Annotated in this window: 21 protein-coding genes; 14 read left to right on the top strand and 7 right to left on the bottom strand. The window is 63.8% G+C overall.

The annotated features are described in order from the left end of the window. Positions 1 to 47 precede the first annotated feature (47 nt). Positions 48 to 1,646: a methyl-accepting chemotaxis protein gene (locus tag BLS51_RS03040; protein ID WP_373994312.1), complete on the top strand. Its 1,599-nt coding sequence runs from the start codon at positions 48 to 50 to the stop codon at positions 1,644 to 1,646. Here BLS51_RS03040 and BLS51_RS03035 read toward each other — a convergent pair. The 3 genes from BLS51_RS03035 to BLS51_RS03020 form a co-directional block, all read right to left on the bottom strand. Further along, positions 1,643 to 2,305 (bottom strand): ribonuclease HI family protein, encoded by a 663-nt coding sequence (locus BLS51_RS03035; RefSeq protein WP_090178490.1) that lies wholly within the window; start codon positions 2,303 to 2,305, stop codon positions 1,643 to 1,645. The two genes, BLS51_RS03040 and BLS51_RS03035, sit on opposite strands and share 4 nt — an antisense overlap. Further along, positions 2,305 to 3,054 carry a YXWGXW repeat-containing protein gene (locus BLS51_RS30555; protein ID WP_307188137.1) on the bottom strand — a complete coding sequence of 250 codons (750 nt, stop codon included), beginning with the start codon at positions 3,052 to 3,054 and terminating at the stop codon, positions 2,305 to 2,307. Before BLS51_RS30555 ends, BLS51_RS03035 begins: the two co-directional genes overlap by 1 nt. A 155-nt stretch (positions 3,055 to 3,209) precedes the next feature. Further along, positions 3,210 to 3,434 (bottom strand): hypothetical protein, encoded by a 225-nt coding sequence (locus BLS51_RS03020; protein ID WP_090178493.1) that lies wholly within the window; start codon positions 3,432 to 3,434, stop codon positions 3,210 to 3,212. Positions 3,435 to 3,614: 180 nt separating this feature from the next. Here BLS51_RS03020 and BLS51_RS03015 point away from each other — a divergent pair, with 180 nt between their 5' ends. The 9 genes from BLS51_RS03015 (at position 3,615) to BLS51_RS02975 (ending at position 16,826) form a co-directional block, all read left to right on the top strand. After that, entirely contained in the window at positions 3,615 to 7,088 is a 3,474-nt protein-coding gene (locus BLS51_RS03015) for a penicillin-binding transpeptidase domain-containing protein (RefSeq protein WP_090178495.1), read from the top strand. Between the two features lie 81 nt (positions 7,089 to 7,169). After that, positions 7,170 to 8,480: a hypothetical protein gene (locus BLS51_RS03010; RefSeq protein ID WP_090178497.1), complete on the top strand. Its 1,311-nt coding sequence runs from the start codon at positions 7,170 to 7,172 to the stop codon at positions 8,478 to 8,480. Between the two features lie 11 nt (positions 8,481 to 8,491). Further along, positions 8,492 to 9,070, top strand: coding sequence for a hypothetical protein (locus BLS51_RS03005; protein ID WP_307188136.1), 579 nt, complete (start codon positions 8,492 to 8,494; stop codon positions 9,068 to 9,070). Positions 9,071 to 9,073: 3 nt separating this feature from the next. Further along, positions 9,074 to 10,174: a hypothetical protein gene (locus BLS51_RS03000; RefSeq protein ID WP_090178503.1), complete on the top strand. Its 1,101-nt coding sequence runs from the start codon at positions 9,074 to 9,076 to the stop codon at positions 10,172 to 10,174. Then, positions 10,171 to 11,181 carry a hypothetical protein gene (locus tag BLS51_RS02995; protein WP_090178506.1) on the top strand — a complete coding sequence of 337 codons (1,011 nt, stop codon included), beginning with the start codon at positions 10,171 to 10,173 and terminating at the stop codon, positions 11,179 to 11,181. Before BLS51_RS03000 ends, BLS51_RS02995 begins: the two co-directional genes overlap by 4 nt. Before the next feature lie 88 nt (positions 11,182 to 11,269). Next, positions 11,270 to 13,456 carry an SPFH domain-containing protein gene (locus BLS51_RS02990; RefSeq protein WP_090178510.1) on the top strand — a complete coding sequence of 729 codons (2,187 nt, stop codon included), beginning with the start codon at positions 11,270 to 11,272 and terminating at the stop codon, positions 13,454 to 13,456. A gap of 14 nt (positions 13,457 to 13,470) precedes the next feature. After that, the gene (locus BLS51_RS02985) at positions 13,471 to 15,762 is read left to right on the top strand and encodes an SUMF1/EgtB/PvdO family nonheme iron enzyme (RefSeq protein WP_090178514.1); all 2,292 of its coding nucleotides are present in this window, start codon (positions 13,471 to 13,473) and stop codon (positions 15,760 to 15,762) included. Between the two features lie 36 nt (positions 15,763 to 15,798). Next, positions 15,799 to 16,143 carry a zinc ribbon domain-containing protein YjdM gene (locus BLS51_RS02980; RefSeq protein WP_090178518.1) on the top strand — a complete coding sequence of 115 codons (345 nt, stop codon included), beginning with the start codon at positions 15,799 to 15,801 and terminating at the stop codon, positions 16,141 to 16,143. Further along, a complete protein-coding gene (locus tag BLS51_RS02975) occupies positions 16,140 to 16,826 on the top strand; it encodes a YjjG family noncanonical pyrimidine nucleotidase (RefSeq protein WP_090178521.1) in 687 nt (228 codons plus the stop codon). Before BLS51_RS02980 ends, BLS51_RS02975 begins: the two co-directional genes overlap by 4 nt. Here BLS51_RS02975 and BLS51_RS02970 read toward each other — a convergent pair. Then, positions 16,807 to 17,448 (bottom strand): GNAT family N-acetyltransferase, encoded by a 642-nt coding sequence (locus BLS51_RS02970; RefSeq protein ID WP_090178524.1) that lies wholly within the window; start codon positions 17,446 to 17,448, stop codon positions 16,807 to 16,809. The genes BLS51_RS02975 and BLS51_RS02970 overlap by 20 nt on opposite strands. Before the next feature lie 38 nt (positions 17,449 to 17,486). Here BLS51_RS02970 and BLS51_RS02965 point away from each other — a divergent pair, with 38 nt between their 5' ends. From BLS51_RS02965 to BLS51_RS02950, 4 genes are all read left to right on the top strand, one after another. Next, positions 17,487 to 18,347, top strand: coding sequence for a hypothetical protein (locus tag BLS51_RS02965; RefSeq protein WP_139168636.1), 861 nt, complete (start codon positions 17,487 to 17,489; stop codon positions 18,345 to 18,347). Further along, positions 18,348 to 19,064 carry a hypothetical protein gene (locus BLS51_RS02960; protein WP_139168635.1) on the top strand — a complete coding sequence of 239 codons (717 nt, stop codon included), beginning with the start codon at positions 18,348 to 18,350 and terminating at the stop codon, positions 19,062 to 19,064. An 87-nt stretch (positions 19,065 to 19,151) separates the two neighbouring features. Beyond that, positions 19,152 to 19,550, top strand: coding sequence for an OsmC family protein (locus BLS51_RS02955; RefSeq protein ID WP_090178535.1), 399 nt, complete (start codon positions 19,152 to 19,154; stop codon positions 19,548 to 19,550). Between the two features lie 5 nt (positions 19,551 to 19,555). Continuing rightward, the gene (locus BLS51_RS02950; protein ID WP_090178539.1) at positions 19,556 to 20,437 is read left to right on the top strand and encodes a pirin family protein; all 882 of its coding nucleotides are present in this window, start codon (positions 19,556 to 19,558) and stop codon (positions 20,435 to 20,437) included. 7 nt (positions 20,438 to 20,444) lie between these two features. Here BLS51_RS02950 and BLS51_RS02945 read toward each other — a convergent pair whose 3' ends face one another. From BLS51_RS02945 to BLS51_RS02935, 3 genes are all read right to left on the bottom strand, one after another. Continuing rightward, positions 20,445 to 21,971 carry an FHA domain-containing protein gene (locus BLS51_RS02945; protein ID WP_090178542.1) on the bottom strand — a complete coding sequence of 509 codons (1,527 nt, stop codon included), beginning with the start codon at positions 21,969 to 21,971 and terminating at the stop codon, positions 20,445 to 20,447. 94 nt (positions 21,972 to 22,065) lie between these two features. After that, complete coding sequence (locus BLS51_RS02940) at positions 22,066 to 23,145, bottom strand: PP2C family protein-serine/threonine phosphatase (RefSeq protein WP_307188135.1); 1,080 nt, start codon at positions 23,143 to 23,145, stop codon at positions 22,066 to 22,068. Further along, positions 23,142 to 23,621, bottom strand: a complete 480-nt coding sequence (locus BLS51_RS02935) for an SH3 domain-containing protein (protein ID WP_090178549.1) — start codon at positions 23,619 to 23,621, stop codon at positions 23,142 to 23,144. The genes BLS51_RS02940 and BLS51_RS02935 overlap by 4 nt, the downstream gene beginning before the upstream one ends. Positions 23,622 to 23,626: the final 5 nt, after the last annotated feature.

The following is a 23,626-nucleotide window of genomic DNA, read 5'->3' as shown; positions in this document are numbered from 1 at the left end:
GTAGTTTTGTTTTTGGTTTACTCTGAGAGGTAGGTGCAAGAATGAATATGTTGGCGAATATCAGTATCGGAAAACGCCTGGCGTTGGGCTTCACAATCATCCTGGCGTTTGCGATGCTGATTACCGGCATCGGCGTATGGCGTCTGCAAGGCGTGGCCTCGGCCACCAGCGAAATGATGCAGGTGCCACTGGCCAAGGAGCGCATGATCTCCGACTGGTCGGGCAAGATCGATAGCGGCATCCGCCGCACCACCGCGATCGCACGCAGCAGCGATCCGTCGCTCGGCACCTACTTCGCCGAAGAGTCCAAGGCCTCGTCGGCCGCTTCCTCGGAACTGCAGAAGAAAATCGAAGGCCTGATCACCGACGCCGACGAGAAGGAACTGTTCACCCGCATCGGCGCGCAGCGTAAAGTGTACCTGTCTTCGCGCGACCAGATCAACAAGCTGAAGACCGCCGGCGAACTGGATGAAGCCACGAAGATTTTTGAAACCGTTTTCCGGCCTGGCACCGCCAAGTATCAGGAACTGATCGTCGAACTGCTGAAAATGCAGCGTGCGAAGATCGACGCCAGCGCCGCCCACATCGACGATGTCGCCACCAGCAGCCGTCACCTGCTGTTCGTGCTGGCCGCGCTGGTGCTGGTGTTCGGCCTGACCAGCGCCTGGCTGCTGACCACCGGCATCGTCCGTCCGCTGCAGCAAGCGGTGACGGCCGCGCGCCGCGTCGCCAGCGGCGACCTGACCGGCCATATCGACGACAGCGCCAAGGACGAAACCGGCCAGCTGCTGTCGGCGCTGAAGGAAATGAACGCCAGCCTGCTGAACATCGTTACCGAAGTACGTGTCGGCACTGATCACATTACCACCTCGTCGACCGAAATCGCCCAGGGTAATCAGGATCTGTCGCGCCGCACCGAGCAACAGGCGGGCGCGCTGGAGGAAACCGCGTCGTCGATGGAAGAACTGACGTCCACCGTCAAGCACAATGCCGACAACGCCCGCCAGGCCAACCAGCTGGCCGCATCGGCGGCGCAGGTTGCTGTCAAGGGCGGCGCCGTGGTGGCGGAAGTGGTGGGCACGATGGATTCGATCAACCAGTCGTCCAGCAAGATTGTCGACATCATTTCGGTGATTGACGGTATCGCCTTCCAGACCAACATCCTGGCGCTGAATGCCGCCGTTGAAGCGGCGCGCGCCGGTGAGCAAGGCCGTGGCTTCGCGGTGGTGGCGTCGGAAGTGCGCAACCTGGCGCAGCGTTCCGCCTCGGCTGCCAAGGAAATCAAGGCGCTGATCGGCGACTCGGTCGAGAAGGTCAACCAGGGCAGCAAGCTGGTGGCCGATGCCGGCACCACGATGGACGAAATCGTCGCCAGCGTGCACAAAGTCAGCGACATGATTTCGGAAATCACCGCCGCCAGCAGCGAGCAAAGCGCCGGCATCAACGAAGTCAATCACGCGATCGGTTCGATGGACGCGGTGACGCAGCAGAACGCCGCGCTGGTCGAACAGGCTGCAGCCGCTGCGGAATCGATGCAGCAGCAGGCCGCCGCGCTGGCACAGGCGGTGAGTGTCTTCAAGGTGGATGGCACGCCGCGCCTGCAACACGCACGCACCACGCGCTCGCCGCTGCAGATCGCCCGTTAATCCGGCTGGCCGATCGCCTGTTGCGACAGGCGGTCGGCGTCGCCATTGCGGTGACGCGGCACCCAGCGCAGGTTCACGGCGCCCAGTGCCGCCATCAGCGCCATCACGCGCGCACGATGTTCTTCCAGTCCCTTGGCGCCACGCGCCGCGTACAGATTCACATCATTGATGACTACCTGGCTGTCGCCATGCACGGCCAGTTCGGTTGCGCCCATTTCCCGTGCTGCTTCCAGTAGCGCCGTCAGGGCCAGGTATTCCGCTTCGCTGCTGTTGCCATGCCCGGCGCGGCGGCTGATTTCCACGCGCTGGCCATCCGGCCCGCAGAGCAGCGCGCCGATGCCGATCCGGCCGGGATTCGGGTGGGCCGAACCATCGAACCAGCCACGCCAAGCGGCCGTTGCTTGCATGCCGGCCTTGCGCTGCGCCAGCTTGTGCGCGGCGTCGGCTTGCCGGCCGGCGCGGCGCTCTTCGTCGCGCTGGCGCAGCGCCTGGCGTTCGGCCAGCAGTTGCGCCAGTCCCAGCGCGCCAGCCGCCAGGGACAGTACCTGCAACAGCGCCTGTGCTTCGCTGACTTGCGTGCGTGCCGCCAACCGGCGCGCGGCCACGCGCTCGCCCTTGAAGGCGGCCGTGGCCAGCATTTCAAACTCGGAGTTGTCCATTAATCGCGGCGGCGGTTGTCAGGATGGTGGTCGTAGCGGTTCGGGACGCCGTCGCCATCGCGGTCGCGGTCATAGCGGTTGGGGACACCGTCGTGGTCGCGGTCTCCGCGTCCACGGTTGTCGCCGCGATGGTCGCCACGGTTGTCGTGACGGTCGTAGCGGTTCGGGATGCCGTCATGATCGCGGTCGCCGTTCGGGCCACGGTTCCAGCGTGCTTCCTGGCGATACCAGTGACCGTCACGCTGCTCCCAGCGCGGCTGCTGGTAGACATAGCCTGGACGCGACGCGATCCAGTTGCCGCCTACCCATTCGTGACGATTGCCGCGCCAGTCCCAATAGCCGGGCGACCAGACATAGCCTGAACGTGGCGCGGGAATGCGTTCATAACGCGGTGCTGGCGGAGCAACGGTAATGTAGTCCACCCGGGTCGGGCCGCCGCTGACGATCCAGCCGCCAGGGGCAAAGCGCCAACTGCCGCCGTCACGTACCCATTCCGCCTGGCGCCAGTAATTGCCTGGCCGTTCGCGTTCCCAGTGGCCGCCAGCCCAGTTGTGGCGGTGGCCATCCCAGTTCCAGTAGCCTGGTGCCCAGACGTAGCCACGGCGCGGTGCAGGGATGCTTTCAAAGCGTGGAGGTGGCGGTGCGTTGCCGATCACGATGCTGACGCCGACCTGCGCGGACGCAGTGGCGGGTACAAAAGCTGCCGCGCTCAGTGCGAGCAGGGCGGTGGCGAAAATTGGCTTGATCACGATGGAATCCTCCGTTCTTTTATGTGCGCTTGCTGCTGTCTTGGCACTGCGCATGAACGAACTATATCAAGCGATTTTCGTCGTGGTGCTGAATGATGCAACTTTTTACATATGACACAAAGCTGTTCAAATCCAATGTGCGCCGGCGCACGGATTCAGATTTTGTTGGCTTTGTCCGCTTCAGCGGCCATGACGATGGCGCGTTCTTCCAGTACCGATTGCAGCTTCTGTTCAGGCGTCAGACGCTTGGCGCTGACCACCACCGTTTGCATGGCTGGATCTTGCGTGATCGCGGTGTGGCTGGTCAGGGCGTAGGCGGCGCCGCAGGTCAGGGCTGCGCTGATGACGAACAGGGCTTCAAAGTTTTTCAGGACGTTCATTTTGTGCTCCTTTGCTTGGTGATTGAGTTTCGATGTAGTCACTGTAACCAAAGGCGACGCAAGCTGCGCGGGGATTGCGACGGGATGCGTTTTCTGCGGACCGAAATGCATTCTGGCGCGATGGGAGGGCGGTTTTCCCCGTCCCCCGGCTAAAGAGTGCAAACCAATAGCGAGGGGTATATGCCGCACTTCATCCGCACCATATTGCAAGCCTGGGCCGAGCGGCGCCGCACCCGCCGTCGCCGCGCCAACCTGCACGCCGGACAGCGCGGTCCCGCTGTCAGGCTGGTGTCCTCGCGCCGCGAACCCGCTGGCACAACCACCGCCACCGCCACCGCCACCGCCGCCACCGCCACCGCCACCGCCACCGCCGCCACCGCCACCGCCACCGCCACCGCCGCCCCAGACAATGCCGCCGGCCCAGCCGCCAGAGGCGGCACGCTCCGCTCGCGCGATGAACATGCCCGGCAAGATGGCCGTTCCGCTGGCGCGGTCGGTCCGCGCACGTCGCGCGTCGCCTGGATCACGGCGGTAGGCGTAGTCCTGGCGGCGGGCGGCGGCGCGCTGATCGCCGGCCACGCGCGCCATTTGGCCGCCACCACCGCCAGTACGCCACAGTCGGCTGCCAACATCCGCGCCGCCAACGCCTACCAATCCGTGCTGCCGGGTATCAGCTTCCGCGTGCCAGCCGAAACCGGCATCAGCGCCAGCCTGCATCCGGGCGGCGTCTTGCTGATCGCTTCCGGCCTGCAAGCCGCACCGCCAGTCCGTGTGGATCTGTGCAGCCAGCTGCGCAGCCCTACCGACACGCGCCTGCTGCCGCTGCGTATCGGCTACCGCTTCGACGACGTCAAGCGCTGGGTGAAGCGCAACGAAGAAGCCAACGTGCAGATTTCTCTGCGCAACGTCCTGCTGGTAGCAGACCGCAACAACGGCGCCGACGCCATGCCCGAAGTACAGATTGAAGGCATGGCCAGGGGCGATTTCAGCGATCCGCTGAGCGAACCGCTGCAACTCAGCTGGCACGCACGCCAGGGCGATGCCCGCTGGCTCAGCGATGCCAGCTTCGGCCAGATCGAGCAGGGCAGTAGCGGCCAGGTCGCTTTGCGCCAGCAAGGCTGGCTGCTGTGGGGCGCGAACGCCGCATTGCGCATCGAACGCCGCAGCAACGCCATGTGCCCGCAGGCTGGTGAGCTGGTCGTACAGATTTACCGCCCCGCCGCGCCGTCGGCCACGCGTGCGCCGGCCGGCCAGGTCGCCGCACTGGTCACCGCGTTCCCGGCACGCGGCCGCGCAGTCAACGCCTATCTCGCTGCTGGCGACTACCAGGTTCCCGCAGGCGCAGCTGGCGCACTGGAAGACCAGGCCCTGTTCGAACAACTGCAAGCACAAGGACTGATGCGCCTCAACCCTAGCGGCGCCATCGACATCGCTCCGCGCGATCTGCCGCAGTGGCAAGCTGCACATGCCAGCGAGCGCGCTGCGGAACTGGGAAACTGGAAGCAGGTCCAGCCAGGTCCCGCCACGCAGAAACTCTTCAAGCGCCTGTATTACCAGGCCGACGGTGCTTATGTTCGCCAGCAGATCGACATCTACAACAGCGAGCGTCGCCTGCTGGCATGGCGCATCAAAGGTCCAGCCGACCTGCCGCTGGACTGGAGCGCCACCACCGCCGACAACGCAGGCAACGGCAACGCGCCAGTGATCATCGCCACTACCAGCCAGATGCCGGTAGCCGCATCGCGCCTGTTTGCATCGCTGCCACAAGGCTGGCAGCCTTGGACACGTATCGCCCGCTGGCCGCAGGCCACAGAGATCATGGGAGGTCGCCCCAACGTGCGCCTGACGCTCAACCTGCCGCGCGCAGCCAACGGCGGCGAAATACTGCACATGCTGGTCGCAGGGAGGGTGGCAGCGGCCGGCATCAATGGCGCCAGCGCCCAGCTGACGCCCGCATGTACCGGCCGCGCCTGCGCCAATAGCAGCGACGTTCAGCAAATTACGCTGACGCTGCAAGCCGGCGTTCGCACTATCCGCCTGGATTTGCAGCCACTGGACTTCAACACGCCGGAAGACCAGAAATACCGCCACCTGCGCGTCGTCGGCGGCCACCTGATCTGGCAGCCGCTCGCGCAAAGCGACAACGTCAGCGCGCGCCGCAACATGCCATCGGCAGTCCAGCTGCAAGACCGCAATGGCACCACCCTGTGGACGGACGGCGCACCTAGCGAATCCGCTACGGAAGCCGGCCTTGCACCGCTGCTGGGCATCAGCAGCGAACACGCCAACAGCGTCACCGGCATGCTGGCCCGTTTGCCCGCCCCCGCCGGCACAGTCAACGCCGTGCTGACGCTCGACCTGCCACTGCAAGCACTGAGCCAACGGGTGCTGGACTGCGTCGCCATGCACCGTGGCCGCTGGCAGGACGGTCGCTGCACCGGCAGCCAGCCCGCACCTGAAGGCCGTCACGCTGGCATGGTCATTCTTGACACCGAAACCGGCGACATCCTCGCAGCGACAGGCGCCGGCGCGGGCGACGTCAACGCCGCCAACTGGGCCGAGGTGCGCGATTTCGACCGCACCAGCCCCGCGCGCAGCCCACTGCGCCTGCCGGCCTTGCAACACGATGGCGGCGCGCACCAGAGCCCCGGCTCGACCTTTAAAGTCATCAGCGCGCTGGGCCTCGAACTGGCGGCGCAAAATGATCAGCAGATCGATGCGCTGCTAAGCGGGATGCCACTCCCCGCCATCAATCGCCTGGCGGCGCAGCGTGGTTACGGCTTCCAGACCGACGCCGCCAGCTACCCGATGAATCCGCGCCTGGCGCATATCACCAACTACCGCGAACAAAGCCTGGATCGCCGCGCGCAGGAGGGGCGTCTCGGACTGGCGCAAGCGCTGACCTACAGCCTGAATACCTGGTTTGCCTGGTCCAGCGAACTGAGTGACCGTAGCCTGTTCGGCCGTCCTGATGGCGGCGCACCGGATGTGCAGGCGCTGGACGCCGATGCGCTGGATAGCGTGCGGCCCATTGTCGCTGCCGCACGCCGATTGGGCTTCGAGCAAACACTGCGCCTTGACGGCGGATTGCTGCCGGCTGACTTCAACTGGCGCACCTGGGACGCGCTGCAAGCCACGCCTGCGCGCATCGATCCTATCCACACCCGCCACGAACTGCGCCAGATGGCGATCGGCCTGCGTATGCAGGTGACGCCGCTGCAAATGGCGCTGGCGTCGGCGGCGGTTGGCCAGGGCAGGGTGGTGGCGCCACGCATGCTGCTGTCGCTGGACGGCGCCAGCGCCGGCGTGCCGACCGCGCCACCGCTGGGCATCCGCCTGGACCGGATCAAGGCCGGCATGAAAGGCGTGGTCGATGTCGGCACCGGTGCGGGCGCTTTTCGTGGCGCCTCGCTGGCTGCTGTGCGTGCGGGCCTGTACGGCAAAACAGGCACTGCGCCCAGTGGCGAGGACACCGCGACCGTCTGGTTCACCGGATGGCTGGAACCGGGCAGCTTGCCCGGCCAGCGTCACCGGCTGGCGATGGCGGCCTTTGTCAGCCACTCCGACGCCACTGGCGGCGAGCATGCGGCGCCGGTGATTGCCGCGATTCTGTCCACGCTGGCCGCGCAGAACGGTGAACAGAAGGGGAAATAGCCTTGTAAACGGGATAATGCGAACCTGTTTTTTGTGGCATGCTTGAAAAGCCTTTTGACTTCATTTTTTATACAGGACTTTATGCGCTTGCCAGGAACCCGGTATCAGGAGCACGGCTGGGAACAAGTGCGCAAGCTGCTGGGGCTTTGCTCGTTGCAGGCATTCCGGCAGATTGATATGCACCAGGTGCTCGAACCCGAGCGGCATGCGGCCCTGCTCGACGCTTATACCGATGCGGTAGCCGCCGCCTTGCGCGCCAATGCCCGCAGCGCGCGCGGTGAGGCCGAGGGCAACAGCTATGGCGAAAGCGTGTACGAGTTGTCGCTAGGGCTGCTGTATGAGCTGCAGGCGCAAACCGCCTACTGGACGGCGTTTGTCGCCGCCATGGCCAGCGAACATGCGCGCAGCGGGGATTTCTGGCGCGATCCTGCCGCCGAGGGCGTGCTGCGCAAAAAAGTCAATGATATGTATGCGACCTTGCGCGACAAGGTTGACGCGGACAACTACATCATCGCCTCCGGGCGCGATTGCTCACCCAATAAAATCTACACCTACCGCATGCTGGACACCGCCTATCGGGAAATCTCCGGCCTGTTTGTGGCTTGGGAGCAGAACGCCGCGCAGGTCGGCGCGATCCTCGGAAGGCCGCTGGCCGGCACGCCAATCGAGGTGCGGCAAATGAAATCCATCAGTGCCTGCAAGGCGGAGTGGATTATCCGCTGGAGCGAGTCACTGGAGCAATTTGCCGGTTCGCCCGGGCCATTGCACACCCGGTCCAAGCGCTTCGCCAGCCTGAAAAATAGTCCGGACAAGATCGCGGCGCTGCTGGCGGAGATTGGCGATTACGAGGAACTGTCGGCCAATATGGATAGTACCGAAGAGTGGCAATCGGATGCTGGCGAGGCCGCGTTGTGGCTGGAGGACTACTGGCGCGTGCTGGGCGAGTCGGAGCAGGCGGAGGCCAGCGGCCAGGCGCCGGACGATGACTGCATTCTGTCCGCGCCGGAGGCGGACGAAGCGGCCGACGTCGCCGACGATGACATTGAGGAGACCGGCCCGTTTGCCAGTGACGAGCAACTGGCCGCCGAACAAGTCCGCGCCGAAGACCTTTCCCTGCCCCTCCGCTATCTGGAAATGGCGCGGTCCGCGCAGGAAGCCGGCAGCTGGACGGTGCGCATGTTGCACGACGAATCGCTGCCGATCCGCCTGGCCGTGTACCAAAAACTGCTGGGCGCTGCGGATGATACTTATCCCGACGCCTGGCTGGACCCGGCCACCGGCGAGCTGCCAACGCTACAGCAACTGGCGGCGCTGGACCAGATTTCGATGCCGACGCTGCGCAAGCGCCGTAATGAAGCGATCGCCAGGCTGCAAGCAGCCGGCACGCGATGAAGGAGAATAATTTGAACTTGCCACATGATGATCTGGATGCACGGCTGCGCGAGCGCCTGTTGCTGTCGCGTCCCGTACCGGGAGACCGCCTGATGCTGGCCGACGCCACGCTGTCGGCAGCGCTGGACGGCACGCGCGCGCTGACGCCAAACGAGCGCCAGGCCTTGTCGGCATCGCCGCTGACGTTGCGTCGCTTCCGGCAGCTCTCATTGGAGCGCCACGCGGCCGCTCAGCCACGGGCCGCCAACGATCCGGTATGGACGGGCAGCAGCGGTATGCTGCGCGCCGCCTCCACCGCCGAGGCGCTGGAGGCCCTGGTCACTGATGATGGTTATTGGACGCTGAACTTCCTGCCGCAGGATGGCGGTTGGCAGGTGATTCTCAGCCTGTCCACCGAAGCGCCGTTTGCCGAGCGCGTACTGCGCGAACAGCCGCAGTTGCGCGTGATCGACGGCGGCGGCGCCATTGTGCTGCAAGGCCGGCTGGACGCGGACGGCGAATGCGAGCGTGTTTGGCCGTTCGCCACCGCGCCCGGATCGCATTTTCAACTGTATGGAGCCGGCTTTGCCGTCGAGCCGGTGGCGCCGTAGACGATGAGATTATTCAGCCGCCGCCGCAAACAAGCCACTGACACCAACGGCTTGGGCGCCACCCTGATCGCGCTGCGGCTCGATGATGGCGACCTTGCGCCCGCGCAGAGTGCGGTGGTGATATTCAACGCGGCAGGCCATGCGCGGCGCGCGGCGGTGGGCAAAGTCTCGTGCGAGCAGGGCGAGATGGCGTTCTGTTTTCATCCAGGTCCTTACACGGTGGACCTGGTGCCGTTTGCGGCGGCGCCAGAATGGGGCCTGCGGCTGCGGTTTGTCGTGGACGCGGCAAATCCGCGCGTGTCGCAACAACGGTTTGATTTATATCTCTACAGCGAAACGGCGGGAAGGCTGGAGCTGCCAGACTTTGCGGTGGCGGCCCAGATGGCGCTGCAAGCGGAACTGGCCCAGGGCGCACTTGATCTGCCGCCGTGCACGTCGCTCGACGAATGGCATGCCTTCCGCGCCGGCCTGAATCAGCTGATGTACATGCGCTATGGCGTGACGGTAGACGATTGCGTGCCAGTGGACTTGGGCGATGAAATCGACTACGCCACAGTCCTCCAGGCCCGAGCCGCTCAAGCCGCCGAAGCCGAACGCGCGGCCATCCCGGCCGACACCGCCGGCACTGCAGCGAGTCCCGTCGCCACGCCGACCGGCCTCGCCACCTGCCTGCCTGTGGGGCAGATGAGCGTGGCCGAGCAGGATGCGCGCGCCTTACGCCGCCTGTTCCTCGAACTGCCGGCCTTGAGCCGCGAACTACGCCTGCTTGCGCTGCCTGAAGGCCTGGACATTTTCCAGCAACAGCAGTCCGTGCTGCTGCGCCTCGGCATGGCGGCACTGAACGTCAATACCATGCCATCTCTGGCCTGGGCCGCGCCAGACCAGCCACTGCCAGCAGCTGACCAAACCCTGCGCAGCGCGCAAACGCAAATCGCCCAAACCGCGCTTGACGAAGCCTGGCCGCTGCTTGCCCGCCTTCAACTGGCAAGCCCGGAACAGTGGCTGTTGCTGCTGGAAGAAGCGGACCGCATCTGCACCAACCTGGAAACCGGCTTGTCATTGCGCCGCACCACCTACGTCCCGCGCACGGAGCCATCGCTATGACCACCATCTCAGTCAGCGCCGTGCCAGCCAACGCCGAATGCCGCAGCGTGCTGGCCGATGGCCGCATACTCACCATCACCGCCAGCCGGCGTCCACGCGCCAATCGCGCCGACGTCAAATGCACGGCGCCAAACGCTCCATCGATTGCCGAACGCATGCAGCAAGTCGTCCGCCTCGCGCGCCACACCGAAGCGCGGTTCGACAGCCGTGACCAGGTGATGCTAAGCATGGACATCGCCCCAGCCGCCGATGAACGCGACTGGGAACTGGCCGCCGTACTGGCGGACCGCATGGTGCGCGGCCTTCAGCCAATCCAGCCAACCATCGCACAAGGCAGTTCCGACGCCTGGCATCTTGGCCGCGTCGACGGCACCGTGCAGGTAGGCGAGGGCGCAGCACCAGTTGATGCGGTGCGCATCACGCATCTTGGCGCGCTGATCGGCCACGCCGACATGTCGGCCGCTGTCTCCACGGTGCGCACCTGGTTCCCGCTGCACAGCGGTGGCATCAACGATACCCTAGGCTGGCTCGAAGTCAGCGTCTTTCCGCTTGAAGCGGCAGCGCGCAGCGAGGAAGACAGCATCACCGCGCCTGGCCTGGAACTGACCGCACAGCAGGAAGTCAAACAGACGTTGAACGCCGCGCGCCACTTCGATGGCAAGGCCCTGGGGCGCTGGCGCACTGTGGTCCGCTTCGGCCAGCCACGCTTTCAGGGTGGCTCCTACCAGCTGGCACTGGTGATGGCCGATCGCCTGGCGCGGGGGCGGGAATTCGTACCGCGCGGCCGTATCATCGCCACCGGCTGCTCCAGCGCATGGCATGCTGGCCGGGTCGACACCGTGGATGGCCGCGAATCGAAGCTGGAATTGATATTCAATCAAGTAAATCATGGCGATCGCGTGCTGCTGCCAAAGGACTGGCAGGACTGCCTGCCGCCCGGATTCGCGGCCGGATTGCGCCAAAAAGGCGCGACGCTGGCCTGTATCGACAAGATTGGCATGATTTAAACTGTGCGCAAGAAGAAATCGGGCTTGCCCTGCTAAAATCGGCAGATCGAAGGGCGGCGCGGAAGATGAATCGTAGAAGGAGTCTGACATGTTCCAAATGTTTGGTTTTGGCGGCGTCAAATGCCCGCGGTGCGAGCACAAAAACGGCGACCAGTCGGGCTATTGCAAGCACTGCGGCCTGACGCTGGGCGCGCCGCGCAGCGAACCGGTATTGCGCGACAACCGCTGGATCCCCGGCGATAATGAGCTGGCCGTTTACTTCGGCGTCAGCACGCTGTCCGGCATCTTCACCAAGACCTTGCGCGTGCCGGCAACCACGCGCGCCTACATCCTGCAAGCCGACAAGGCCACTGAAGTGCCGCAGGGTGAATACGAAATCGAAGGATTCTTCACCCGTCTGAATCACCTGCTGCGTAACCAGAACGCCGAAATCCTCATCACCCGCACCTTGCCGCTGCCGGTGGAATTCGCGTTCGACGACCTGCACACGGCGGAGCATCTGAAAGTTTCGGCCAGCTTCACGGTTGCCATCCGTATCGAAAGCGTACCGGCTTTTGCGCAGCACTTCATGACGGTGCCGGGTGTGGTCAACACCGCGCATCTGCACGAACTGCTGCAACCATCGGTGCGCCAGTTGGTCGCCGAATTTGTCGGCAGCCGCTCGATCCGCGAAATGGCTGGCAATGGCGATCTGCGGCTGCAACTGAACGAACGCCTGCAAGCAGCCCTCAAGCTGCGCCTGGCCACCTACGGGCTGGCGGTTGACGGTGTGGACACCGTCGCGCTGCGCCACGATAAATTTGACCATAACCGCGCGCGCATCGGCTCCTTGTGGCTGGTGGCCGATGAGCGCCACGTGCAGCTGGAACATACCAAACAGCTGGACCAGATTTATAGCGACGAGGAATGGCAGGCCATCGCCCGCGACGAGCAGAAGATGCATTCGGACTTCCGCCGCGCGGAGCTGCGCCAGGACGCCAGTGTCAACAAGGCCGAGCTGACGCTGAAAGAAGCTGAGCGTGTGCAAGCCTTGCGCGCGCGCGAAGTGGAGCTGTACAGCCGCGTGATGGATTCCAAGACTCGCAAGGTCGCCATCGACAAAGGTGCTGGCACCGTGCTGGCAGACCTGGAACACGAGCTTTCGAAGAATAAATCGCACCGCCAGGGCGAGCAGGCCGATTGGGATCATGTGCGCCAATTGGCCCAGATCCGCATGCGCACAGAGCTGGAAGTGCTACAGCAGACCGCCGCCGAGCAGCGCCAGATCGCACAGCAACGCCTGTCGCATCAGCTGCGCCAGCAGGCGATCGAAAACCAGATCGCGCAGGCCTTGTTGATCGAAGACGAATCGCACAAGCGCGCCGAACTGGCTGCGCTGCGCCAGCGCGAGAAGGACGAAAAGGCGCGCGAGTTGCAAATCGAGTCGGAAGCCCACGCCGCCCGCATCCAGGGCATGACGATAGCGAATGCTGCGCGCCGCCGTGAAGCTGAGCGTGTGCAGGAGTGGGAAGATCAGCTGGCACTGGCCCGGCAGCGCGAACTGCTGCGCGGCGATGCGGTCAAGGACGCCACGAACGCGGTGCAGGTGGCGGAGATCAATCAGAAGATTGAGGATCTCAAGCGCACCGGCGCGCAAGCCGATGCGGTAGCACAGTATGAAAAGCTGCTGCGCACCATCGAGGCGGATGGCATGCACGCGCGCCAGACTCAGGCCAACGCCAAGCAGGCCATGCTGGACCAATTGGCGATCGACGAACAGCGCCTGGTGCTGAAACAGCGCGAGCAGGAAGCCGCATGGCAGCACGAGCTGCGAAAATTCGAACAGGAACGCGCGGCCGCTTTCACCAACCAGCAGTCGCAGCAGGATCACGAAATCCGCCGCATGGAAACCATGAACCGCATGAGTGACATGGCGATTGCTGCCGTGGCCGCGCCGTCCAATGTGGAAGCGGTGGCGCAGATCATGAAGCTGCAAATCCAGGGGGGCATGACTGCTGAACAGATACAGGCATTGTCGCAGGTGGTGGCGGCCGAGCAGGGCGTCACGCCGGTGGAGGCCGCACGCATGGCGTATGAGCGCGTGCTCGAAGAGCGTGCGCACCGCGATGCGGAGCTGGATAAAGACAGGCGCCATCAGGTTGACCTGATTAACGTGGCCAAGGCGGCAGCGCCGGCGACAGTGGTGGTGCAGCATCGCTGCGCCAACGGCCACCCGGTGCCGCCAGGTCGGGAGCATGACAAGTTTTGTGCCGAATGCGGCGCACCGCTGCAGTAACTTATCGGGTAAAGATGCAAACAGCAAGAGACAAGATCCGCGAACTGCGGGCCTTACATGATGACGGTTTGTTGAGTCTCCAAGAGTTCGACCGTCGCAAGAACGCCATCCTGGATGCGGAGTACGCGCCACCAGGAGGCCTGGCCGCACCTGCGCAACTGCCGCAGCGGCAGGGCACGGAGCTGGGCCTGATGACCGGCCAGGAAATCGGCCCGCAAAACCGCCGTTACCGGCTGGAGCGCCTGATTGGCATGGGCGGCATGGGACAGGTGTGGCTGGCGACCGACCTGGCCACGCACGCGGAGCTGGGGCACAGCGAACTGGTGGCACTGAAAATCCTGCCGCCGCAGCTGACGCAAAGCGCCACCCATGCCAAGCTGCTGATCGAAGAAGCCACGCAGGCGCGCAAACTGGCGCATGAACATATCGTCCGCGTCTATGAGTGGGCGCAGGACCCGGCCACCTCCAGCTACTTCATCATCATGGAGTATCTGGAAGGGCAGGATTTGGATGCCTATCTTGCGGAGCAGGGCACGCTGTCGCTGGAATCGGTGTACAAGCTGCTGTCGCCGATCGGCGAAGCGCTGCAGTACGCATGGGACAAGCACAAGCTGGTACACCGCGACATCAAGCCCGGCAATGTATTTCTGACCCAGCGCGGCGAAGTGAAGCTGCTGGACTTCGGCATCGCTTCGCGTGCGCGCAGTGCCGGCAGCAGCCTTGGCCTGCAAACGCCGAATGCTGGCACCGCCGGCTACCGCGCGCCGGAAGCAGGCACCCATCAACGTCAGCCCGCGCCAAAGCTGGACGTGTATGCGGTGGCGGTCATGATCTATCAATTGCTGGAAGGCCGCATGCCTTTCGACGATATGCGGCCGGCCGATTTTCATCCGTCGCCACCGCGCGGCCTGAATGAACGGCAGTGGAAGGTACTGCAAGAAGGTTTCGCTTATTTGCAGGAGCGTCGTCCGGCATCGGTCAATGAGCTGCTGGCGGAGTTGCGCCGTGCTGCCGGTCCGAGCGAAGCGGAACTGGCAGCGCAGGCCGAGCAGGCAGCGCGCGAACAGGCGGAGCGCGAGCAGCAGCGCAGGAACGAGCAGGCGGCGCAAGCGGAGCAGGCACGCCAGACGGAAGAAAAGCGCAAGGCGATGGTGGCTGAACTGGCAGCGCGCCGGCAGGCCGAGATGCAGGCGGCGGCCGTCGACAAGCAAAAGCAGGAGCAGCAGCGGCGCGCGCTTGAAGCGAAGCAGCGCGCCGAAGCGGAGGCTGCCGCGCAAGCCCGCAAGCAAGTGCTGCGCGAGCAGTTGCAGGCGCGCCGCGACGCCGATGCCAAGCAGGCGCGCGACGAGCGTGAAGAGCAGCAGCGCAAGGCGGCGCAGCTGAAGGCGGAAGCTGCCTATCGCCAGGAGCAGGAGCGGCATCGCAAGCAGCAGGCGGAACGTCATGCGGCGGAATTGGCAGCATTGACGGCCAACACGCCGGTGGCCGACGCCAATGGTGTGCTGCGCGACCGCTTCCTTGATGGCAGCGGCGCTGGCCCTGACCTGGTGCTGATACCGACCGGACGCTTCCAGATGGGCTCCCAGGAGCATGAACAGGCCTTGGCCATCAAGGCGGGCGCGCAAAAGAACTGGCTGGACCGCGAGCAGCCGCCGCATTGGGTCGGCATCGAGTACTCCTTTGCCATGGGCCGTTTTCCGGTAACCGTGGGCCAGTGGCGGCGCTTTGTCAAAGATACCGGCTGGGAGTCGCAGTCCGACACCGACTGGCGCGCGCCTGGCTACGCGCAGACGGACGAGCATCCGGTGGTCGGCGTCAGCTGGATGGACGCGCAGCAGTATCTGCGCTGGCTGTCCGACAGGACCGGACAGCTATATCGCCTGCCGACTGAAGCGGAATGGGAGTATGCCTGCCGCGCCGGCACCAAGACCGCTTTCAGTTTCGGCGATACGATCAGCACCGAGCAGGCCAACTACGATGGCCATTACACCTACAACGGCGGCCCGCGTGGCGCCTATCTGCAAGGCACCAGCAAGGTTGGCGCTTTTCAGCCGAATCCCTGGGGCTTGTTCGATATGCACGGCAACGTGTGGGAATGGACGCAGGACGTGGTGCACGATAATTATACCGGCGCACCGGCGGATGGCAGCGCGTGGGAGCAGGGTGGCGATCCGGTACGGCGGGTGTTGCGCGGCGGCTCGTGGCTGTACAACCCGCGCTACCTGCGATCGGCTGTAAGGAACGGCTTTTCCGCCGTGCTGGCCAACGACATCGTCGGCTTTAGAGTCGCTCGCAAGCTCGCATGAGGTATACTGCCGAGCTTTGGAAGTCAGGATTTAATTATGAGCGCTTTGCCACCATGCCCTAAATGCAGTTCCGAATATACGTACGAAGATGGCGCCCAGCTGGTGTGCCCGGAGTGCGCGCACGAGTGGAGCGCCGGCGCCGCAGCGGAAGCGGATGAGGGCGCGCGCGTCTACCGCGACTCGGTCGGTAATGTGCTGCAGGATGGCGATACAGTCACCGTTATCAAAGACCTGAAATTGAAAGGTGGCGGCGGCACCGTCAAAGTCGGCACCAAGGTGAAAAACATTCGCCTGGTCGATGCCGATCACGATATCGATTGCAAGATCGACGGCTTCGGCGCCATGAGCCTGAAGACTGAATTCGTCAAGAAAGTCGTATGAAGCACAAGCTGTTTTTGTTTGACCTGGACGATACGCTGCTGGACTTCAAGGCTTCCGAGCAGTTGTCGTTTGCCCGCACCTTGCAGGCACTGGGCCTGACCGGCGACATGGCCGCGCTGTTCCTGCAATACCAGGCGATCAATATCGCGCTGTGGCGGGCCTTTGAAACCGGCTCCGTATCCAAGGACTTCCTCAAGGTGGAGCGCTTCCGCAAGACCTTCATGGAGAACGGCCTTGAGCTGGACCCGGAAGCGGCCAGCCAGCTGTATCTGGAATCGCTGTCGGATACGGTAGTGTTGATCGACGGTGCGGTGCAGCTGTGCGAAACGCTGGCTGGCATTGGTGAGGTGGGCATCATCACCAACGGTGTGGAAGCGATCCAGAACCAGCGCATCCTCAAGTCCGGACTGCGTGACTCGATCTCCTTCGTCGCGACATCCGAAGCCAGCGGCTATGCCAAGCCGGATGTGCGCTTCTTTGAATACGCGGCGCAGATGGCGCGGCCGTTTGTCAAGGAAGAGGCGATCATCATCGGCGATCGCCTGGATGCGGACATCCTCGGCGCCAACCGGTACGGCATCGAGAGCTGCTGGTTCAATCCTGAGCGCCTTGTCAATGCGTCGGAGGCAGTGCCTACTTATCAGGTCAGCAGCCTGCACGATATTATGCGGGCGGTGGCGTAAGCGCTACCGTCGAATACGGCGAGAGGACGCGCCAGCCAAGCGTCGCATACAAGGCGCGGCCCATTTCGGTGGCCACCAGCACGCGCTGGGCAGCCTGCGATTGCTGGGCTGTGCCCAAAGCCGCCATCAGCGCGGCACCAAGACCCTGTTGACGGTGCACGACATCGACCGAGATGCGGTCGAATATAAATACCCCCTCATGTTCCACCGCGTAGCCGCTGGCGACCAGTACATCAGCCTCGGTGAAAATGCGGGCCGTGGTTACTTGCGACTCGGTTTTTTGCTGCATCCAGTAGCCGGGCGGCAGCGAGGGCACAGGGTTGATGCCTGGTGGCTTGGTCATCAGGTAGGCACCGGCCTGCAAGTGCCAGCGCGGTGTGACGCGCGACAGCAATTGCTCGCGTGGACCGCACATCTTGATGAATACATTGGTCTCGTTGATTTCCCGCGCCAGTTCGCTGATTCCTTGATCAGGTCCGGCAAACACATAGCGCCGCAATTCGGCCGGCAAGCCGGTGTCCACACGCAGCCCGCCATGATCCAGTATCGGCGCCGGCAAGCCACGCGCAATCGAGCGTGCCGCCAGCCAGTTTTCCAATAGTTGCGGGTTTACGTTATCCATGAGTTGCAAAAAAGTTAAATAGCGAATAGCATCCGCTCATGCGTTTGACTTTATATTTACTAGCTATATTTCTTTCGGCGGACGCGCACGCTGAATGGCGTTCGTTCAACTGGGAGTATGCACAGATTACTCCGGATCGCCCCAAGGAGCGCGTCGCGCTGACGTTGCCTGCGCAGTTTGATGGACATTCGTGCTCGGTGCAACTGGATACCGGCATGAACGGCGCCTTTCAATGGCATGGCGAGGCCAAAGGCGAAACGACACAAGTGCGGTTCGAGGTGGCCGGTGTTGTGCAGCAGTTAGCCATCGATCAGCAGCATCTGGAGCAAATCCGGCAAGGCCAATGTCAGTTGGTCGCCTCGGTTGGCAATGCCTTCTTTGAAAACGGCAGCCTGACGCTGGATTTGCGTAATGCGCGCTATCAATTCGAACAGGCGGCGGTCCTGGCCGGCGCAGCAAAGGCACAGCCGCTTGTCTACGCGCAGTGGTATGACATCGGCGGGCACTTGCTGGTGGAGGTCAAGCTGCCATCCGGCGCCAACAAGTACGCCATGCTGGATACCGGCGCCGCAAGCTTTGGTTTAAGCCCGCTCTCGGCCAGCGCGTGGGCTGACCTGGTCGACCTGCCACCGGTCGCGGGGCCGGGCGTCACCGAATATAAAGTCAACAGCTGGGGCAAGCAAATCAGCTGCTTCGAGACCAGCAGGCGTGGGCCGCTGGTCATCGCCGGGCTGCGCACGCTGGACACTTTTCGCGTCTCCTACTGTCAGCATCCCGATTTCAGCACTAGGCAAAAAGTTGTGGGCCTGCTTGGCCTGCGGGATCTGATGGACAGTGTCATTACGCTCGATTACCGTTCCCTGCGCTGGTCAATAGAGCGCCCTACCGAGGATATTTGAATGCGTTACCCTGGATTTGGATTTGTCGCCCTCCTGATGTTGTCGCATGCATCTGCGCTGGCGCAGCAGGATGAGCCTGTGCAGTCTGTGGCAGTCGCCGGCACCAAAGATCCCGACTGGAAGCCGTATCGCAACATGGTGGATGGGCTGGATGCCTTCGATAAGTATCACAACCTGGCGCCGGGCGCCGCGCTGAGATTTGTGCTGCAGCCGCAAAAGTCCAATCTATCGCTTGCGGATCTCAAGTTGCGTATCGCTGGCGACAACTCCAACATCGATGTGCCGATTGCCGCTGACGCCACGTTCTCGCTGCCGCGTGATGCTGCGGCATTCAAGGACGACGCGGACCTGCAACTCAACATCAGGAAGGGACTGTATCGCTGGCGTCCGGATATCCACACGCCCGGCATTCCGCCGGACCAGCGGCGCCTCGGCGACCTGCGCCTCGAATGCGAGGTGCGCTGGGCGGTCGACAAATTCGATACGTCGTTCCTTGCCAGGACTTACTTGAGTACCCTGGGCGGCGCCTGTCATTCGTCCAGGAGCAGGGTGTTCTCCACCGCATCGAAGCCAGTGCGGAGCGTCACCCTGATCGATGGCGAACGGCGCGAGCAACTGAAACCGGAGCGTCTGGACGCAAAGGACCCGGTGCGTTACGCGCCGCCCATCCATGACGAAAGCTGGTCCGACGACACCATCGTCAAGTTTGAATTCTGAAGCGGGTGATGACCTTTTAGTAGAAGCGCGGCTCAGCCATTCGGTGTACATTGTCGGTTCTGATTCAACGCCATCAAGGAACACAGAATGACTATCAAAGCCCTGCGTGATCAATCACTTCCAATGCGACACATTGTCCATGTGCGCAATCACATTATCTCCACCGACGGCTCGGTGGAAGAGGGTGGCAACGATGCCGGCCCGTCGCCGCATGACTTGTATGACGCCGCGCTGAGCGCCTGCAAGGCATTGACCGTGGTGTGGTACGCCAAGCGCAAGAACATCCCGCTGGAGCATGTGGAAGTCAGTATGGAACGCGATGCCAGCGAAGAGCGCCAGGGCACTTATCGCTTGGCGGCCACGCTGCACCTGACCGGCGACCTGACCGAAACCCAGCGCGCGGAACTGCTGTCGGCCGCGCAGAAATGTCCGATCCATAAATTGATGACTTCCGTGACCACCGAAGTCACCACCGTTCTGGGCTGAATACCATGAGCATCTCGAATCTGCTGAAGGGCCACGAGAAAGACCTGGGCGGCGGCCTGATGGTGCGCCGCTACCTGCCGTCCGCCGTCAAGCAAGCGGTTGGTCCATTCATTTTCTTCGACCATTTCGGTCCGGTCGATGTGCCGCTGGACGCTGACCACGATGTGCGCGCCCACCCGCATATCGGCCTGGCCACCGTGACTTATCTGTTTGAAGGTGCGATGGATCATCGCGACAGCCTGGGCACCTTCCAGCGCATCGAACCTGGCGCCGTCAACTGGATGACGGCAGGCAGCGGTATCGTACACTCCGAGCGCACGCCGAAAGACCTGGTCGGCAAGCCACACCGCACCCATGGCCTGCAGCTGTGGGCCGCGCTGCCGGTGACGCATGAGGAGGAAGCGCCGGGCTTCTGCCACACGCCGGCCGATGCGATTCCTGAGCTGAACATCGACGGCGCCAAGGTGCGCGTGCTGATCGGCTCAGCCTTCGGCCAGACCTCGCCGGTGCAGACCTACAGCCAGACCTTGTACCTGGACGTGGTGCTGCAAGCGGGCCATGAACTGGTGCTGGCCAAGCTGCCGGCCGAAGCGGCAATCTACCCGATCAGCGGCGAGCTGGAAATCGACGCCGCGCCGCTGGCGCTGCATACCATGGCGCTGCTGGATACCAGTGGCCAGCAACGCGTCAAAGCCAATACCGAAGCGCGCTTCGTGGTCATCGGTGGCGAGCCGCTGGATGGCCATCGCTTCATGTACTGGAATTTCGTTTCGTCGCGCAAGGAGCGCATCGCGCAGGCGGCGGACGACTGGGAAGCGCAGCGCTTCGCCAAGGTGCCGGGGGAGACGGACTGGATACCGCTGCCGGCCAAGAAGCCGTCAGCGTAAGCGGGAATCAGGCGGTGGACATGGCGTTCGCCGCCACCGTGCTGTACATGTCGTTGCCGTTGGTGCGGATGATCCAGTGTTCCGGATACGGATCGCTGGCGAAGCGGGTGTGACGCGGCACGCGGCTCAGTTTATCCAGCGAGGCGGATGGCGCCAGGGCGGTTTCCTTGCCGGTCAGCTGGTCCAGGTGCCAGAAGCCGCCATCGCGGTGGAACATCAGCGGTAGCGCGGCCGCATGCGGTGCGGCGGCAAACGATTTGACCGGATAACCCGGATGCGTTTCCGGCGCCAGCAGGTAGAAACATTCGGCATTGGCGCCGTGGTCGATGCGATGCAGGATCACGCCGTGCGGCATGATGGCCGACACCGACAAGGTGACGATGCCCTTGATGCTGGCGCTGAATTCAATCCGCATGCCAAGGCGCAGCGCGGTCGGCTTGTGTTTGCCCGGCCAGACGCCATCCAGCAGGATGCCGTAGCGCGATACATCTTCAATTTCAAATCCCAGGCCGGAACGGCGGATGATGGCGTGTCTGCCCGACAGGCGGCGCGTCAGGCCATTGGTATCCTGGCCGTCCGCCGTGTAGTGGGTCAGCATCACGTCCGATTCCGGATCGATCAGTTCAAAGCGGCCGATCACGCAGTCTTCTATCGCAAACAGCCGGATCTGGCGCTGTGCGCCGGCTTCCGGCGCCGCGTTGACCAGCGACGCGGCACGGCTGGCGTGCGGGTGTAAGGCTGCCGCTTGCGGCATGTCGATTTCGATCAGGTCCTCGTCCCAGGCGATGGTCGAGAAGCCCAGGTCCACTTTGCCAGCTGGCGCGTTCAGGTCCAGGTGGGCGATGCCGGCGTTGCGTGCGGTGACATCGATATCCAGGCTGTCGCCGCCTTGCGCGCTGACGCGGGCGATGGAAGCGTCATCCGCCATCACGCGCACGTTTTTGTGCGTGCTGAGGAAGATGCGGTGGATTTCGGTCAGCGTGGCGTCCAGGCGCGGCACCAGGATGACGAAGGTGCACACCCACTTGCGCGCCGCCATGCCGGGATGCTGGCTAAGCAGCTCGATGCTGATCTGGTACTGGCCATGCTCCTTGCCGCGCGAGGAAAACTCGACGAACACCGGGCGCCACTCGCCGCTGACCGCACGCACGAAGTGCTGGCGCGCGGCGCTGTTGGGGATCAGGTCCGATTGCAGTTGCAGCGTCAGTTGCGGTGCGCAGGCGTCCGGCATGCCGCGCAGTTCCATCTTCAGCGTCTGGCGGCCGCCGGCTGCGCGCGGATCAAAGCCGCTGATGTGCAGTTGCGGGCGCGCTGTCTGGGCGCGCTGGTGAGGACGAGCGTAATTCTGGGAAGGTTCGGTGGCAGGTACGGCATCCAGCACCGTGGCCGGCGAGGCGGCACGGGTTGTGCGCAATGCGTTCAGCAGGTCGAAGCTGGAGGGCTCTGCTTGGGCGTGGCCGCCTTCGCAAGTTTGCGCTCCGGACAAGACCCAGAAGGTGCAATGCGGGTGCTGGGCATTACTGCATTTATTCATGACAAACCGACCGATGGGATACCTGTCAGTTTATGCGGTTTTCACGCTGTTTGGCAAACTTTGCAACCGATTTTTGACGGAGTCTGTGCGGGTATCAAAAATGCGACGGAATTGGTGCTGTCGGTAGTGCTGTTTCGTCAACATTGCCACTGTTTTGGGCTGGTTCAAAGCGGAGGACGATGGCGCTCAGATTGTCGATGTGCAGCTGCGGCGGCGGGTTCTCCGCGTAGTCCCTGAACAGCGCATCCAGCGCCTGGCCTGCCGACGGCTGCGCCAACAGCGCTGGCCAGCGGCTGATCCACGGCTGCGGGCGGGCGCAGGACCAAAAACCGTCGGTGGCCAGCAGATAGCTGGCGCCTGGGCGCAGGGTCAGCGTGCGACGGTCGGCCAGCTGGTGCAGGAAGGGTGGCAGGTTACCGGCGTCCAGCGGCAGCAGACCATCGTCCAGCATTTGCGGATTGGCGAAGGCGTTGCCAAGGATGTAGGCCTGGGAGATTTGCGCGCGATGTTCGCCGTGCACCTGCTGCCGCCACTCATCTTCGCCGAGCAGGCCATGCATGGCGAACGCGGTGGCGGGGACGTGATCGACGGTCAGCGGCGTGGCGGCTTGCGGTGTGATCTCGTACAGGCGCGAGTCGCCAACGTGGTACAGCATCGGCGCGCGGCCGGGGGCGATCTCCAGCAAGGTGAGCGTGGTGCCGGGACGGCGGAAGGTGTCGTGATCGTCGGGACGGCTGAAGCGGGCCTGTAGTTTCTGGTGCAACTGGTCGAGGTGCGTGCTGAGTTCTTCCAGCGAGTGGCAGGCCGGAATGTGTAGCAGGCCGGTGGCGACGGCTTCGGCGGCCTGGCGTCCGTGACCATGGCCGCCCATGCCGTCCAGTACCGCCAGGCGGACGTGGCCCGATGGCCAGCCTGGCACTTTGGTGGTTTGCGGGGTTTGCTCGTGCAGCAGAATCGCGCTGCCGTCAGCGTCAATGATCAGCAGGTTGTCCTGATTTTCCGGCACCTGCAGCTTGCTGATGCTGGCGGCGCTGCGGGCGGCGATGTCCAGCGTGGGGCCGAAGTGGAGTTGGTCGGTGATGCGTGTCATCGGTGCGGGCGCCGCAGCGCGGGATGCGAAAGGCCACAGCTTAGCTGAAAAACTGGCGGCGGCGGTGGGCGGTGTGTGGGTCATTCGCCACTCCGGCGCAGCCACAGGCTGCTGACCCAGCCGGTGCTGGCGCTGCCGTCAACGGCAGCTTTGATTTGCCACCAGTCGCCATCGCGCGCGCCGGTCGGCGTCACTTCGGCGCCGGCGGGCACCACGCCGATGCGGGCGGCGTCCACGCCGGGGGATGAGCGCAGGTTCAAATCGCGGTGCACGCGGAAAGGTTTGCCCGCGATGGGCGTGACATCGGCGGTTGCCGGTACGGCGGCTAGCGCCCGTGGTGGCGCCTCCGCGTGCTGCGGTTCGGCCGCCACCGCACTGGCGCCGTGCGTGGCGTACAGTATCAGGCTGCCGAAGCCCCATGCGCCGGCCACCATGATGAATAGCGCGCGCATGTTCGGACGTCGCCACCAGTGGCGCGGCGTCAGATAGGCGGCCAGGAACAGCGTGACGATCAGGCCCGCCGCGAAGGCGGCAACGGCATGGAGTTTGACGGCGTCCATGGTGA

This window comes from Duganella sp. OV510, from assembly GCF_900100205.1.
Lineage (GTDB): Bacteria > Pseudomonadota > Gammaproteobacteria > Burkholderiales > Burkholderiaceae_D > Rugamonas.
Note: the sequence above shows the minus strand (reverse complement) of the source record. Positions and strands in the feature narration are given on the sequence as shown.

Excerpts from the sequence above, each read along its gene's own strand:
- BLS51_RS03040 (WP_373994312.1), top strand. The coding sequence starts at position 48 with ATGTTGGCGAATATCAGTATCGGAAAACGCCTGGCGTTGGGCTTCACA.
- BLS51_RS03035 (WP_090178490.1), bottom strand. The coding sequence starts at position 2,305 with ATGGACAACTCCGAGTTTGAAATGCTGGCCACGGCCGCCTTCAAGGGC.
- BLS51_RS03020 (WP_090178493.1), bottom strand. The coding sequence starts at position 3,434 with ATGAACGTCCTGAAAAACTTTGAAGCCCTGTTCGTCATCAGCGCAGCC.
- BLS51_RS03015 (WP_090178495.1), top strand. The coding sequence starts at position 3,615 with ATGCCGCACTTCATCCGCACCATATTGCAAGCCTGGGCCGAGCGGCGC.
- BLS51_RS03010 (WP_090178497.1), top strand. The coding sequence starts at position 7,170 with ATGCGCTTGCCAGGAACCCGGTATCAGGAGCACGGCTGGGAACAAGTG.
- BLS51_RS03000 (WP_090178503.1), top strand. The coding sequence starts at position 9,074 with ATGAGATTATTCAGCCGCCGCCGCAAACAAGCCACTGACACCAACGGC.
- BLS51_RS02995 (WP_090178506.1), top strand. The coding sequence starts at position 10,171 with ATGACCACCATCTCAGTCAGCGCCGTGCCAGCCAACGCCGAATGCCGC.
- BLS51_RS02990 (WP_090178510.1), top strand. The coding sequence starts at position 11,270 with ATGTTCCAAATGTTTGGTTTTGGCGGCGTCAAATGCCCGCGGTGCGAG.
- BLS51_RS02985 (WP_090178514.1), top strand. The coding sequence starts at position 13,471 with ATGCAAACAGCAAGAGACAAGATCCGCGAACTGCGGGCCTTACATGAT.
- BLS51_RS02980 (WP_090178518.1), top strand. The coding sequence starts at position 15,799 with ATGAGCGCTTTGCCACCATGCCCTAAATGCAGTTCCGAATATACGTAC.
- BLS51_RS02975 (WP_090178521.1), top strand. The coding sequence starts at position 16,140 with ATGAAGCACAAGCTGTTTTTGTTTGACCTGGACGATACGCTGCTGGAC.
- BLS51_RS02970 (WP_090178524.1), bottom strand. The coding sequence starts at position 17,448 with ATGGATAACGTAAACCCGCAACTATTGGAAAACTGGCTGGCGGCACGC.
- BLS51_RS02965 (WP_139168636.1), top strand. The coding sequence starts at position 17,487 with ATGCGTTTGACTTTATATTTACTAGCTATATTTCTTTCGGCGGACGCG.
- BLS51_RS02960 (WP_139168635.1), top strand. The coding sequence starts at position 18,348 with ATGCGTTACCCTGGATTTGGATTTGTCGCCCTCCTGATGTTGTCGCAT.
- BLS51_RS02955 (WP_090178535.1), top strand. The coding sequence starts at position 19,152 with ATGACTATCAAAGCCCTGCGTGATCAATCACTTCCAATGCGACACATT.
- BLS51_RS02950 (WP_090178539.1), top strand. The coding sequence starts at position 19,556 with ATGAGCATCTCGAATCTGCTGAAGGGCCACGAGAAAGACCTGGGCGGC.
- BLS51_RS02945 (WP_090178542.1), bottom strand. The coding sequence starts at position 21,971 with ATGAATAAATGCAGTAATGCCCAGCACCCGCATTGCACCTTCTGGGTC.
- BLS51_RS02940 (WP_307188135.1), bottom strand. The coding sequence starts at position 23,145 with ATGACCCACACACCGCCCACCGCCGCCGCCAGTTTTTCAGCTAAGCTG.
- BLS51_RS02935 (WP_090178549.1), bottom strand. The coding sequence starts at position 23,621 with ATGGACGCCGTCAAACTCCATGCCGTTGCCGCCTTCGCGGCGGGCCTG.